Below are 13,101 nucleotides of genomic sequence, written 5' to 3' on the forward strand. Positions count from 1 at the left end.
ACAATTCCTCGGCACTCAGCCCGCAACAACGAACCTCGCCCCACCTGGAATCTTCAACCCCACTGCATCCCCAATTCGCACCGCAGATCCCGCCGCCAACTCCACTTTCACAACTGTCGAGCCCACAGTCACGTCAGCGATGCTGCGAAATCCGGTAGGCCGCAGACCCGAAACAACTCCACGAATCCCGTTGTCATTCAACGTTATCAGCTCATGCCGCAGCAGCAACACGGACGGCCCAGCCGCAAGGGAAACCCCCTCGACCTCCAACTCCCCGAGCTCGGAGCGATGCATCCCAGCCCCGTCCCACTGACCCTCGATTTCGTTGATCCCACCCATCAGGCGCGACACTGCAAGCGTGCTCGGGCGCGTGTAGGCCGTGGCGATATCGGAGTGATGCTCCAATCGACCGTCGATGAGTACCGCCACGGAATCGGCCAGCACGGCCGCTTCCTGCTGATCGTGGGTGACGAGCAGCAGAGTCTGATCCAAAGACGAACGCAATTCCCGGACGAGGTCGTGCATCTCGGTGCGCAACACCGGGTCCAGCGCACTGAAGGGCTCGTCCAACAACAACACTCGCGGAGAGCCCGCCAGCGAGCGCGCCAACGCCACCCGCTGCGCCTGCCCACCTGACACCTCGGACACCGCGCGATCTCCAATGTCACCGAGATGCACCAGGTCGAGGTACTCCCGGGCCCGCTCGCGCGACCGCTTGCGGCTCTCCCCGGCAGCACGGTAAGCGAAGCCGATGTTGTCCAGTACCGACATGTGCGGGAACAACATCGGACGCTGGAACACCATCCCGACGCCGCGGTTCTCGGCCGCAACACCGTTCACCTCACGGCCGTCGATGTGCACCGTGCCGGCAGTGGGCGAATCCAGACCCGCAATGAGCCTTAGCGCAGTGCTCTTGCCCGAGCCCGAGGGCCCGAGAATCGCAGTACACGACCCCGGCGGCACGGTGAGATCCAACGAATCCAGAGCCGCAACCGATTGACCGGCATGCACTTTGGTGAGTCCGTGAACGGACAGTTCGACGCTCATCGGGCACTCCTACGACGCAACCGGGCCAGCATGAGCACCAGCAACAACGGTGGCACGACGGCGGCGACCGACAGCGCAGCCACCACCGAATCGTTACCGGTCCCCGCAGCGAACGAGGCGACGAGAATGGGCACGGTGACCAGTCTGCCCCCGCCGATCAACAGGGTGATCACGTAGTCGCTCCACGCCACGAGGAACGCGAGCAACGCCGCACCCGCCAACGCCGGAGCTAGCAGCGGAATGCGAATCCGCCGCAGCACCATGGCACTCGACGCACCGAGCGTGCGCGCCTCCTCCTCGTAGCCGATGTCGTACGCGCCGAACGCCACTCGCATCAGATACGTCGTGTACGGAATGGCCGCAACGGTCAGCAGCGCGATCACAGCCACCGTGCTCGGAATGCGGGAGCGCAGCACCAGAACATCGAGTCCCAACGCCACGGCGAACGGGGGCAGGGCCAGTGGTGCGAAGAGAACGCCGGCCACGAAAGCGGGGAAACGCACGGTGCCGTTCACGAGGGCGCGAGCGGCCAACGCGCCCAATGGTGTTGCGATGGCGGCGACGGCGAGAGCCAGCAGGGTCGAGCGCACGAACGCATCGACGCCCCCGGCGTCGAGAGCACTGCGAACGCCGTCGAATCCCCAGTCCTGCGGAACCGAACCGGGAAACGACCATCGATTGCTGATGGCCCACAAAACAACCGGAATCAGCGGCAGCAGAAACCACAGGACCAGAACGGACCTGCCGACAGCGGGAGCAACCCTGTTCATTTCCACACCGCCGATCTGCGCAGATAGTGCAGTGCCACCGCGGCCACGACCACCGTCAGAGCGGTGGCAATCGTCGCGGCAGCTGCTGCCTGCGGACGCGTCTGAAGATCTATCGAGGTGAACAGGCGAATTGCCATCACCGACAACGGCTCCGGATACGGTCGACCCAGAATGCGGGCCACCTCATAGGATCCGACGGTATATGCGAAGGCGATGGCTGCCGACGCGATCAGCGCGGGCCGAGCCAATGGCAGCGTGACCAACCGGAGTCGAGCCCATCGACCTGCGCCCAAGGTCGCCGCTGTCTCGTCGAATGCAGCAACCCGGGTGGCGAGAGTCCCGGCCACGACGACGGCCACGAAAGCCGACTCCTTCCAGGCGTATTCGGCGACGACAGCAATCCACCACCGCCCGCCGACCAACTCCGGCCAGCCGCCGTCGGTCATGCCGAGGATGCGGGGAAGCATTCCCGAATCCGCCAGCAGCAGGGCCATCGCGGCCGCCCCGATCAGGTGCGGCACCGTGACCGTCAACCCGGCAGCGACCAACGCGGCGCGTCCACCCGACAACGCCGTCAGCGCAGCCGCGAGCCCGATCACCGTGGCCAGAGCCGTCGAGACGACGGCGATCGACAGCGTCAGCGCGACCGAGCGCCACAGGTCACCGCCCAGCGCGGAGTACGCGTCGACCGATAGTTCGGGGGTTCCGACCAACGGCATCAGACCCAGGCTCTGCAGCACCACGGTTCCGAGACCGCCGCCGACGACGAGAACGACCAGCACGACGGCAGGCAGTACCGCTGCCGTGCCGCGAAAGCTTTTCGTGGACGTGCTCACTGACCGGCGAGCACGCTTCGACGCCAACCCTCGTCGAGCGGCGAGACCCAGTCCGCCGAGAGTTCGGGATGCGCATTGGCCGAGAGCTCTTCGTAGGACGGCAGAACCGTCGAACTCGGCAACGCCTCGAACCGGGCGCGGGCGTCATCGGGCAATTGGTCGATATCGAGCACAGAGAACTGCCCCCACACGTCCGGCGTCGCCTTCTCGAGTTGTTGCTCGGGCGACAACGCGAGATTGGCAACCACCTGCGCAGCGGCCGACTTCCCCGACGTCGACGGAATGGCAAGGAAACTCGCATTCCCGACGGTTCCCTCGTCGAGCGTCAGGACGCGGGTCTCCGGTGGGAAGGTGCCGTCGGCGACGAGTTTCGGGAGGGTCGCGGGGCCGTACGTCATCGTCATGTCGACCTGGCCACCGGCGTAGAGGGCGTCGAGCTCGGAGGAGGACTGCGGATACGTCGTTCCCTCGCGCCACAGTGACGGGGCGAGCTCGTTCAACTGATCGAACAACGCCGGGGCAAGGCGGTCGTAGGAGTCCTGATCGAACTGAGCGGGAACCTCGTCGACGCCGCCGGAGGCATTGATCAAGGCTTCACGCACGAACACCGAGCCGGTGAAGTCCGGGGGAGCGGGGTAGGTGAAGCGGCCCGGGTTCGCGCGAGCCCAGTCGAGCACGCCGTCGAATGTCGTCGGCGGATCAGGGATGGCTGCCGCGTTGTAGACGAGGGTGAATTGAGCTTTGTGCCAAGGTGATTCGCAGTTCTCTACTGGGGTACCGAAGTCGTCTAGCAACAGCGGATCCTCAGGATCGGTCAGTTCCATGTTCGGCAAATTCTGCGTCCAACCGCACAGCCACGCGCCTGCCTGCTTACCGGTGCCGAAGTTCGCGCCGTTGACCCACACCAGGTCCACTTCGCCGTCGGTGACCCCGGCCTGCCGCTCGGACAGGATGCGGTTGACGGCGTCGGTCGTCGATTCCACCGGTACGCGGCGCAGCGTGACACCTTCGGCAGCGGCCGCGGGGGTGAGCACGTCGTCGACGTAGGCATTGCCCTGCTCGTCGCCGCCGTACATCCAGAGCGAGACGGTCTGCCCCTGCGCCTGCTGTTCGATCTCGCTCCACGACTGCGCCTCGGCAATCGGTGCTTCCGAATCCGGCGCAGCGCAGGAGGTCAGCAGCAGCCCTGCGCTCGCCGCAATCGTCACTGCGCACCGTACTGAACGAATCACCGTTGGCCCTCCAGATCAACCGAAGCAGCCGTCGTCGACGCTGCCCTCACCACCGTAATCGGTCGAATGAGACAACCGCTGAACACGCGGGCACACGAGTCTTGTGCACAATGGATCCTGACCGCCGGACGAGAGGCACACACCGTGACGCAGGACCGCTTGACGCGTAGTCGCCGCGGCACCACCCTGAAATTGCTCGCGGCTGCCGTGGTCGTCATCGCTCTGGTGATCGTGCTCGGCACCGTCGACCTACCCGATCCGTCGTTCATCCGTGACCGAGTGGCATCGGCCGGGCCGTGGGGCATCGCGCTGTTCGTGGTGCTCTATGCCGTCCTGTCGGCCACTCCGTTCCCCGCCAGCACGTTGACCATCGCGTCGGGACTGCTGTTCGGGTTGGCGGTGGGCGCAACCGTCGTGGTGTTCGCCGCCACGATGGGGGCGTATCTCGGGTACTGGGGCGCTCGGGCCCTGGGACGCGGCCAGGTGGCCCGCACCGAATGGGACAGGCTCCGCCGGCTCGACGCCATGCTCGGACGGCGCGGATTGCTGTCGGTGCTGCTCGTGCGTCTGGTGCCGCTGCCGTTCTCCTTGGTCAACTACGCGGCCGGAGTCAGCGCGGTGGGTCAGCGTGATTACGTGGTGGGGACGATGGTCGGCATCGTGCCGGCGACCGTCGCCTACACCGCGCTCGGGGCCTACGGAACGTCTCCATTCTCGTGGCCGTTCGCCATCGCATTGCTCGCGGTGCTGGCGATCGCGGCGGGTTCGGCGCTGTTGGCACGCCGCCTGGGTCTCACCGGCGCTGCCGAATGATCGACAGCTTTCTGCGTCGCCACCTCGAAAGCCCGCTCGATCGCTGTGCCCGCGCCCTCGACCGCCCCGCGATCACACCCGACCGCATCACCGCCGCCGGACTGGTGCTCGGTCTCGGGAGTGCATTGGCGGCCGGGCTGCAGTTCTGGATCCTCGCGTTGGTGTTGTGGATCGTCTCCCGCATCGCCGACGGCCTGGACGGGCCCCTGGCGCGCAGGCGGGCGACAACAGCCGGGGCAGGCGGATTCTTCGACATCACCGCCGATTTCGTGGTCTACGGCACGACGGTGGTGGGCGTCGCGGTGGGTGCCTCGGCCGGATACGACGCCCCCTGGTGGCCGTTCCTGCTGGTGCTGTTGGCGTACTACATCAACGGCACCGCGTTCTTGGCGTTCTCCTCGATCGCCGAGCGCACCGGCCGTACCATCGACGACGGCCGATCACTGTCGTTCCTCGGCGGCTTGGCCGAGGGTGCCGAAACCATTGCGGTGCACAGTCTCTGGCTTCTGCTGCCTGGTATCTCGTGGCAGATCGCGGTGGTCTGGGCGGCGGTGGTCGCGGTGAGCTCCGGTCAGCGGATCATCGCCGGGTATCGCGCGCTCTCCTGATCCACGTGCCGCGCACTTTCGCCAGTGCGGCCGTTGCGCGGGAAATAACCGGAGAACCCAACTGCGCCTTCACGTCCGCTATCGCCGCGTTCCACGGACCGTCGTTGTACGTCGGATACGGATGGGTGGCCCCAGCGAGGTCGCGGGTACGCAGCCCCTGCTCGATGGCGATGATCAGCTCCCCGATCGTCTCGCCCGCTCTCGGTCCCACCACACAGGCCCCGACGATGCGACGCTTGGCATCGAGCACCAGCGTCGTCGATCCGTTCGTCGCTTTCTCGGTGACGGCTCTGTCGACGTGATGGTGGTCCAAAGTCTGCAGCCGTAGTCCGCGACTGCAAGCGGTCCGCACATCGATTCCGGCCGAGGCGATCTCGGGATCGGTGAACGTCACCCGCGGAGTTCCCGTCGTACTCACTTTTCGGTTCAGACCGAGTGCCGCATTGCTCGCAGCCAGACTGCCGTGCACACCGGCAGTGTGCGTGAACTGCGGATGACCGGTGAGATCTCCGGCCGCCCAGATGCGGGGATTGGTGGTCCGCAGATGCTCGTCGACCTGAACGAATCCGTTGTCGTCCAATTCCACACCGGCCGTGTCCAAGCCGAGCGACGCGGTTCGCGGAGTCCGTCCGGTGGCGATGAGCACTCGATCGAATTGAATCTCGACACCCGTATCGGTCACGGCCGAGCCGTCGGCGATGCGCACGACGGACGTCGAGGTCAGCACGCGCACACCCTCGTCGGTCAACGACTGCATCAGGATCGACGAGGCCTCAGGATGCTCGCGCGGCAGGATCGTGTCCGACCGTCCGACGAGGGTGACGTCCGATCCGAGACGCGAGAATGCCTGCGCCATTTCGCAACCTACCGAACCGGCACCGACGATCAGCAGTCGCTCCGGCAAGTCCTCGAGATCCCACAGGGTGTCGCTGGTCAGATAGTCCACGTTGTCGATGCCGTCGATCGCCGGCACCGTGGGATGCGCGCCGGTGGTCACGATCGCCTGACCGAAATGCAGTATCCGCATACCGACTTTCACCGTGTTCGGACCTGTGAAAACAGCGTCCCCGCTGATCACCTGTACTCCTGCCTCGGTGAGTGCCTCCGGTGAATCGATCGGCGCGATCTCGGCGATCGAGCCGTGCACGTGCTGCATCACGCGTGCGAAGTCCACGATCGGTGGCTGGGTGACGATGCCGAAGCGGGACGCGGATCGAACCGTCTGTGCCGCCGAGGCCGCCGCGAGGAGCGCTTTGGACGGAACGCATCCGGTCCACAGGCAGTCGCCGCCGGTGCGTTCCCGTTCGATCAATACGGCGTGAATGCCGAAGCCCGCTGCGGTCTTCGCCGCCACGATGCCGGCGGTGCCACCGCCCACCACGACCACGTCGGCGCGGTTCTCGGGCACACTCGAAGACGAACGACGGATTCCCATACTTCCCACTATGCCCGCGCCCTGGAGAGACCCGACATGAGACGACCGACGAAATACACGATGTCGGCCCGCCTGTACGACGTGATCTCCTTCGAATGGCCGGTGTATCGAGCCGGTCGGGAGGCGGCGTTCGAGCTGCTGAATCTGCCTGCGGGAAGCCATGTTCTGGACCTCGGCTGCGGGACGGGACTGAACTTCGCCGGGCTGCAGCGGATGATCGGCCCGACCGGCTCGATCACCGGAGTCGACGCCAGCTCACAGATGCTCGAACAGGCCAGGCGGCGAGCCGACCGGGCCGGCTGGGACAACATCACGCTGGTCGCTGCCGACGCCACCGCCCTCACCAGCGCGGATCTGGGCGAGGCCGAGTTCGATGCTGCGCTGAGTACGTATGCACTCTCGCTGATGACGCCGTGGCAGGCGGCCCTCGACTCGATGATCTCGCACACTCGCGAGGGCGGCGTCGTGGCCGTCGTCGACATGCAGCGGCCCGTCGGACGGGCGGCGGCCTGGACCCCGCTGGCGAAACTTGCCTGCCGACTCGGAGGCGCGGACATCGAAGCCCATCCGTGGACGGCGATGACGCCACGGCTGCGCGATCTGTCGACTCGCTCCGTTCGCGGCGGCCACATCCAGGTCCGCGTCGGGACTGTTGCATCACGCCCAGCAGCGCCGAGTTCGTAACCGACGCTCGCCTGCGTGACGACCGGTGAGTTTTTGCTCGCGCCGAGGTCCAACCGATCATGACGACACAGACGGTTTCCGTTCCCGGTGCGACCCTGACCTACGACGTGATCGGCGAGCTCGAGCCAGGGGTCACCCCGTTGTTGCTCATCGGCTCACCGATGGATGCGAGCGGGTTCGGTACGTTGGCATCGCACTTCCGCGACCGGGTGGTCGTCACATACGACCCGAGAAATGTCGGACGTAGTCGACGAGACGACGCGACCGCGGCGGTCACCGTCGGCGAACATGCCGACGACCTGCATGCAGTGCTCACCGCCGTCGGCCACGGTCCTGTCGATGTCTTCGCCTCCAGCGGGGGCGCGGTCAATGCGCTGGTGCTCGTGAGCAGATACCCGTCCGACGTTCGGACGTTGGTTGCCCACGAACCGCCCGCCGGAGGCACTCTGCCGGACCGCGAGAACATCGCGACAGTGTGCGCACACATGGTGGCCACGTACGACGCTCACGGCCTCGGCTCGGCCATGGCCGAATTCATGTCGCTGTTGATGCATGCAGGCCCTATCGACGACGCGTTCTTCGCTCGCCCGGCACCGGACCCGGCGCAGTTCGGCCTACCGACCGAGGACGACGGAACCCGCGACGATGCCCTGATGTCCAACATGCGCGGGGGAGGCGTCGATTTCGCGCCGGATGTCGATGCATTGCGTGCTGCTCCCACCACAGTGGTGATCGGAGTAGGTGAAGAATCCGGCGGCCCAGAGGACGGTCACATCGCGGCTCGCGCAGCGTATTCGACTGCAGCGCTCCTCGGATCGGAGCCGATCGTCTTTCCCGGCGGCCACTCGGGATTCCTCGGCGGCGAATTTGGTCAGACCGGAAAACCGACCGAATTTGCCGAGAGTCTGCGAAGAGTATTGAGCTGAAGAAGATTCCGTCCTACAGAACCAGGAGCAATCATGGGCCTCATCACATTGGAGTTGTTCGCCACCCTCGACCTCGTCGCACAATCACCAGGAAGCCCCGAGGAAGATCCCGAGAACTTCCCCTTCGGTGGTTGGCAGGCTCCTCTGCTCGACGAGGTCTCCGGAGCGCAAGTCGACGCCGCATACGAGGGCACGGATGCGCTCCTGCTCGGCCGACGCACCTACGACATCTTCGCCGCCTACTGGCCGAACCATAAAGGCTCGTTCGCAACGCTGTTCAACGCCATACCGAAATACGTGGCCTCGCGCGGCACACCCGATCTGCGGTGGGACGGTTCGACTCAACTCGGACCGAACCTGGTCGATGCGGTGCGTGAAATCCGAGATCGACACGACCACATCAAAGTGGTCGGAAGCCTCGATCTGGTGCAGACCCTGTTGCGCGAGAAGCTTTTCGACCGCCTCGATCTGTGGGTGCATCCCATCCTGCTCGGAGTGGGAAAGAGAGTGTTCGCCGACGGCACCGTGCCCAGCAACCTGACGTTGCTCGAGCCACCGGCCGTCGACGGCGAAGGCACCGTGTACCTGCGTTACGGCCTAGATGCCGGAACCCCGGAAGTCGGCAACATGGACGACCTGCAGGGCGGCTGATCTGGCCGAGAAGTTCACTTCTTCTGGCGTCGGCTACCTCCGTGCCAGTCCTGTTGCACGCCCGCTTCGTCTTCCTGCACGCCGAGGGCCTTGAGTTGCGGAAGCTCACGCAGACTGCGCTTCATCTCGGCGAAGCCGGGGAAGCGAGCGAGTCCGATCACGTTGTCCCACAGCGGTACTGCCTCCTCGTCGCTGGGCAGTCGGCTGATCACCGGCCCGAAGAATGCGACGCCGTCCGGCGGCTCGAAGGCGATGATCGGGGTTCCGACGTCCTTGCCGGTGAGCGAGAGGGCGTGATCGGTTTCCGCTCGGATCTCCTCGTCGAGCGACGAATCATCCAGTGCTGCAGTGTGATGGGTGGGCAGTCCGAGCTGTTCGAGGATCGGCCCCAGGAATTCTGCGGTGCCGCGATGGCTGTGGCTCGTAGCGTCGTCGGGCACCACCTCGGTGTCGAAGATGCGGGTGCCGAGGGCCTCGTACAGTGGCCCGATCGCTGCCGATCCGTGCTCACGACGAATATCGGCAGTAGCCCGCAGCAGTCGTAGACCCGCGGTGTGCCCGGCCTCGTACTCGGGCGGGAAGTGGGCGTCGTAGTCGATGTGCGAGTTGAGCAGCCGCAGCGAGATGAACCGCCAGTCGACGGTGTAGTCGCGCTGGGCCTGGACCTTGCGAACCCATTTGCTGGTCATCCAGGCAAACGGGCACACCGGATCGAAATAGAACTCGATATCGGACATCAGGGGTCTCCTTATGGGGCGTAGGTATTCAGTGTTCACCCAACAGTGCCGAACGTTGTTCGGTGACGACGGCCCGGATGGCGTCGACCACCGCCGAGACCTCCGGCCGCCGCAGTGTTTCGGTACGGGTGACGAGCCAGTAGGTCAGTTTCACCGCGATGGCGTCGGGCAGGACTCGTCGTAGGTCGGGGTGGCGGTCGGCCATGAAGCACGGCAACAGCCCGATGCCCGCGGATGCGCGGGTGGCCTCGACGTGCACGAAGACGTTGGTGGAGGTGACCGATTCGCGCATCGTCGGGGTGAAGTTGGGGGCCAGATCGAGATCGTCGACGTGCAGCATCGAGTCGATGAAATAGATGAACGGGTGTGCGGAGAGATCGGCCGGCACCTGGGGCGTTCCGTGCTCGTGCAGATAGTCCTCGGAGGCATAGAGGCCGAGTAGATAGTCCCCGAGCCGGATGGCCTCGGCGCGATGCACTTGCGGTTGCCCGACGACGATCTCGATGTCCAGGCCCGATCGTTGCTGCGACGCGCGCCTGGTGACCGCCACGATTTCCACGGACACGCGCGGATGAGCGCGCTGCACCCGCGCCGCGGCCGGAGCCGCGATGTAGGCGCTGAATCCGTCGGTCGCCGAAATGCGCACGACGCCTTCCAACGCGCCGACATCGCTCGAGACGAGGGTGCGCAGCGCATCCTCGACGGCCTCCGCAGCGGCCAGCGCCCCGCGGCCCAGCTGCGTCAGCTCCCAGCCACCGGCACCACGGGTGAGGACCCGGCCGCCGAGCGTGTCCTCGAGTGCGGCGATGCGTCGGGAAATGGTCGTGTGGTTGATGCCCAGGTCGTCGGCGGCGGAGCTGTAGCGACCGGTACGACTGACAGCGAGCAGCACCAGCAGGTCGTCTGCACTGGGGATCTTCGCGCCACCGAGCGTCATGTGTGCAGTTTTGCAGATCCGACCTGCGTTCATGGCTCTTGCGCCTACAAACATCTGCACCAATACTCAGAGCAACCCGCAGTTGTGTGGTCCATCACATGCATGAACGTGACGTGCTGAGTAACACAGGAGAAAACATGAGCGTCGATCAGCCGCTGACAGAACGACCAGAACCGGATCCAGATGCCACGCCTACAGGCCTGAAGAAGGTCGTCGGGGCGTCGATGGCAGGCACCATCGTCGAGTGGTACGAGTTCTTCCTCTACGGCACCGCCGCAACGCTGGTGTTCAGCAAGATCTTCTTCGCTGCCGGAACCAGTGAGCTCGACGCGATCCTCGCGGCCTTCGTCACCTACGCCGTCGGCTTCGTCGCACGTCCCTTGGGCGGCATCGTCTTCGGTCACTACGGCGACAAGTACGGTCGAAAGAAGTTGCTGCAGTTCAGCCTCGTCCTCGTCGGCGGGGCCACGTTCCTCATGGGCTGCCTACCGACCTTCGAAGCCATCGGCTACTGGGCACCGGGACTGCTGGTGACCCTGCGATTCATCCAGGGCTTCGCCGTCGGCGGCGAATGGGGCGGCGCGGTTCTCCTTGTTGCAGAACACAGCCCGAACAAGTCCCGCGGATTCTGGGCCAGCTGGCCGCAGGCCGGCGTGCCCGCAGGTAACCTGCTCGCCACCGTCGCGCTGCTCGTCCTGACGACCACCCTGTCCGACGAAGCCTTCCTCAGCTGGGGCTGGCGCGTCGCGTTCTGGCTCTCCGCCGTCATCGTCTTCGTCGGCTACTACATCCGCACCAAGGTCTCCGATGCCCCGATCTTCCTCGAGGCACACAAGCAGGCCGAGGTCATCAAGGCCGCGTCATACGGCGTCTTCGAGGTCGTCAAGCGTTACCCGCGTGGCGTCTTCACCGCGATGGGGCTGCGCTTCGGTGAGAACGTCATGTACTACCTCGTCGTCACCTTCTCCATCACTTACCTGTCGGTCGAGGTGGGTACCGACACCTCCACGATCCTGTGGTGGATGCTCATCGCCCACGCGATCCACTTCTGCACGATTCCGTTGGTGGGCAAGCTCGCCGACCGCGTCGGACGTCGCCCGGTCTACTTCGCCGGAGCCGTCACCGCGGCAACGTGGGGCTTCTTCGCCTTCCCGATGATGAACAGCGGCCACAACGTCGTCATCATGCTGGCCATCATCATCGGCCTGATGTTCCACGCCTTCATGTACGCCACGCAGCCGGCCATCATGGCCGAAATGTTCCCGACGCGGATGCGGTACTCCGGTGTGTCCCTCGGCTACCAGGTCACCTCGATCGTCGCCGGTTCGCTGGCCCCGATCATCGCGGTCAAGCTGCTCGACGTCTACGGCTCGTCCGTCCCGATCGCGGTGTACCTGGCCGTGGCCTGCGCCATCACCGTCGTGGCCGTCGTCGTCGCTCGGGAGACCAAGGGACTGGCGCTCGAAAGTATCGACATCGCCGACGCCAAGAACCTGGCCACCGAGGCCGAGCTGGCGAAGGCCGGCCTGCTCGACAAGACTGCACAGCGATGAACGACCTGAACGGACGCTCCGCCCTCGTCACCGGGGGAGCGTCCGGCATCGGGGCCGCGTGTGCACGCGAGCTCGCCGGGCGCGGTGCCCGCGTCACCGTCGCCGATGTGAACGACGTCGCTGCAAAGGAATTGGCGTCGGAGATCGGCGGAGACGTCTGGTCGGTGGATCTGCTCGACACCACCGCGTTGGACGACCTCCGGCTGGACGTCGACATCCTCGTCAACAATGCGGGTATCCAAACCGTCGCACCGATCGTCGACTTCGACCCGGGCGCATTCCGCAGAATCCAGACGCTGATGGTGGAGGCACCGTTCCTGTTGGTTCGAGCTGCGTTGCCGCACATGTACTCTCGCGGCTTCGGTCGGGTGGTGAACCTGTCCTCGGTGCACGGACTGCGTGCCTCGGAATTCAAGGTCGCCTACGTCACCGCCAAACATGCACTCGAAGGACTGTCGAAAGTGACGGCCCTCGAAGGTGCCGCCCACGGTGTGACGAGCAACTGCGTCAACCCGGGATACGTCCGAACGCCGCTGGTGGAAACACAGATCGCAGACCAGGCCAAGGCGCACGGCATCCCCGAGAACGAGGTACTCGAGAAAGTCCTGCTGACCGAGGCGGCCATCAAGCGACTCGTCGAACCGGCCGAAGTCGCCTCACTGGTGGGCTGGTTGACCTCCGAAAACGCCGGCATGGTCACTGGAGCGTCATACACCATGGACGGTGGTTGGTCGGCTCGATAGTTCGGCCCCGCACGCTTCGCGCCCCCACTCTGGGATCAATGTGGGTTCCAGTCGCTCAGATAGCAACAAAGTCGCATTCATTCGGATCGGGTCGTCGCCCGCCACCGGATGAATGTGGCTTTCTTGCAC

At 65.2% G+C, this 13,101-nt stretch carries 14 protein-coding genes; 7 read left to right on the forward strand and 7 right to left on the reverse strand.

All coding sequences use genetic code 11. The features are described from left to right. Nucleotides 1-15 precede the first annotated feature (15 nt). The 4 genes from CH291_RS12195 to CH291_RS12210 are packed head-to-tail and all read right to left on the reverse strand — an operon-like array spanning nucleotide 16 to nucleotide 3,861. On the reverse strand, nucleotides 16-1,047 hold the full coding sequence (locus CH291_RS12195) for an ABC transporter ATP-binding protein (protein WP_094687606.1): 1,032 nt from the start codon (nucleotides 1,045-1,047) through the stop codon (nucleotides 16-18). Beyond that, complete coding sequence (locus CH291_RS12200; protein ID WP_094687607.1) at nucleotides 1,044-1,817, reverse strand: ABC transporter permease; 774 nt, start codon at nucleotides 1,815-1,817, stop codon at nucleotides 1,044-1,046. Before CH291_RS12200 ends, CH291_RS12195 begins: the two co-directional genes overlap by 4 nt. After that, nucleotides 1,814-2,653 carry an ABC transporter permease gene (locus CH291_RS12205; protein ID WP_094687608.1) on the reverse strand — a complete coding sequence of 280 codons (840 nt, stop codon included), beginning with the start codon at nucleotides 2,651-2,653 and terminating at the stop codon, nucleotides 1,814-1,816. Before CH291_RS12205 ends, CH291_RS12200 begins: the two co-directional genes overlap by 4 nt. Beyond that, nucleotides 2,650-3,861 (reverse strand): ABC transporter substrate-binding protein, encoded by a 1,212-nt coding sequence (locus tag CH291_RS12210; RefSeq protein ID WP_256980824.1) that lies wholly within the window; start codon nucleotides 3,859-3,861, stop codon nucleotides 2,650-2,652. The genes CH291_RS12205 and CH291_RS12210 overlap by 4 nt, the downstream gene beginning before the upstream one ends. Before the next feature lie 168 nt (nucleotides 3,862-4,029). Between CH291_RS12210 and CH291_RS12215 the strand changes: the two genes are divergently transcribed. Both CH291_RS12215 and CH291_RS12220 read left to right on the forward strand, forming a co-directional pair. Then, nucleotides 4,030-4,698: a TVP38/TMEM64 family protein gene (locus CH291_RS12215; RefSeq protein WP_256980825.1), complete on the forward strand. Its 669-nt coding sequence runs from the start codon at nucleotides 4,030-4,032 to the stop codon at nucleotides 4,696-4,698. Further along, nucleotides 4,695-5,306: a CDP-alcohol phosphatidyltransferase family protein gene (locus CH291_RS12220; protein ID WP_094687610.1), complete on the forward strand. Its 612-nt coding sequence runs from the start codon at nucleotides 4,695-4,697 to the stop codon at nucleotides 5,304-5,306. The genes CH291_RS12215 and CH291_RS12220 overlap by 4 nt, the downstream gene beginning before the upstream one ends. On the opposite strand, the gene CH291_RS12225 is transcribed toward CH291_RS12220, so the two are convergent. Next, complete coding sequence (locus CH291_RS12225) at nucleotides 5,278-6,741, reverse strand: dihydrolipoyl dehydrogenase family protein (protein ID WP_094687611.1); 1,464 nt, start codon at nucleotides 6,739-6,741, stop codon at nucleotides 5,278-5,280. The two genes, CH291_RS12220 and CH291_RS12225, sit on opposite strands and share 29 nt — an antisense overlap. Before the next feature lie 36 nt (nucleotides 6,742-6,777). Between CH291_RS12225 and CH291_RS12230 the strand changes: the two genes are divergently transcribed. From CH291_RS12230 to CH291_RS12240, 3 genes are read left to right on the forward strand one after another with little or no spacing between them, the layout of a single operon-like run. After that, nucleotides 6,778-7,425 carry a class I SAM-dependent methyltransferase gene (locus tag CH291_RS12230; RefSeq protein ID WP_094687612.1) on the forward strand — a complete coding sequence of 216 codons (648 nt, stop codon included), beginning with the start codon at nucleotides 6,778-6,780 and terminating at the stop codon, nucleotides 7,423-7,425. Nucleotides 7,426-7,484: 59 nt separating this feature from the next. Then, nucleotides 7,485-8,351, forward strand: a complete 867-nt coding sequence (locus CH291_RS12235; RefSeq protein ID WP_094638747.1) for an alpha/beta fold hydrolase — start codon at nucleotides 7,485-7,487, stop codon at nucleotides 8,349-8,351. 33 nt (nucleotides 8,352-8,384) lie between these two features. Further along, the gene (locus CH291_RS12240; protein WP_094687613.1) at nucleotides 8,385-9,002 is read left to right on the forward strand and encodes a dihydrofolate reductase family protein; all 618 of its coding nucleotides are present in this window, start codon (nucleotides 8,385-8,387) and stop codon (nucleotides 9,000-9,002) included. Between the two features lie 14 nt (nucleotides 9,003-9,016). Here the strand turns inward: CH291_RS12240 and CH291_RS12245 are convergent, their stop codons facing one another. Both CH291_RS12245 and CH291_RS12250 read right to left on the reverse strand, forming a co-directional pair. Continuing rightward, nucleotides 9,017-9,739 (reverse strand): mycothiol-dependent nitroreductase Rv2466c family protein, encoded by a 723-nt coding sequence (locus CH291_RS12245; protein WP_094687614.1) that lies wholly within the window; start codon nucleotides 9,737-9,739, stop codon nucleotides 9,017-9,019. Between the two features lie 28 nt (nucleotides 9,740-9,767). Continuing rightward, nucleotides 9,768-10,676, reverse strand: coding sequence for a LysR family transcriptional regulator (locus CH291_RS12250; protein WP_094687615.1), 909 nt, complete (start codon nucleotides 10,674-10,676; stop codon nucleotides 9,768-9,770). A 137-nt stretch (nucleotides 10,677-10,813) separates the two neighbouring features. Between CH291_RS12250 and CH291_RS12255 the strand changes: the two genes are divergently transcribed. Further along, nucleotides 10,814-12,229 carry an MFS transporter gene (locus CH291_RS12255; protein ID WP_068050444.1) on the forward strand — a complete coding sequence of 472 codons (1,416 nt, stop codon included), beginning with the start codon at nucleotides 10,814-10,816 and terminating at the stop codon, nucleotides 12,227-12,229. Further along, nucleotides 12,226-12,972: a 3-hydroxybutyrate dehydrogenase gene (locus tag CH291_RS12260; RefSeq protein ID WP_068050445.1), complete on the forward strand. Its 747-nt coding sequence runs from the start codon at nucleotides 12,226-12,228 to the stop codon at nucleotides 12,970-12,972. The genes CH291_RS12255 and CH291_RS12260 overlap by 4 nt, the downstream gene beginning before the upstream one ends. The last annotated feature ends 129 nt before the right edge of the window (nucleotides 12,973-13,101 follow it).

Origin of the sequence: Rhodococcus sp. 14-1411-2a, assembly GCF_002259485.1 — a bacterium.
Lineage (GTDB): Bacteria > Actinomycetota > Actinomycetes > Mycobacteriales > Mycobacteriaceae > Rhodococcoides.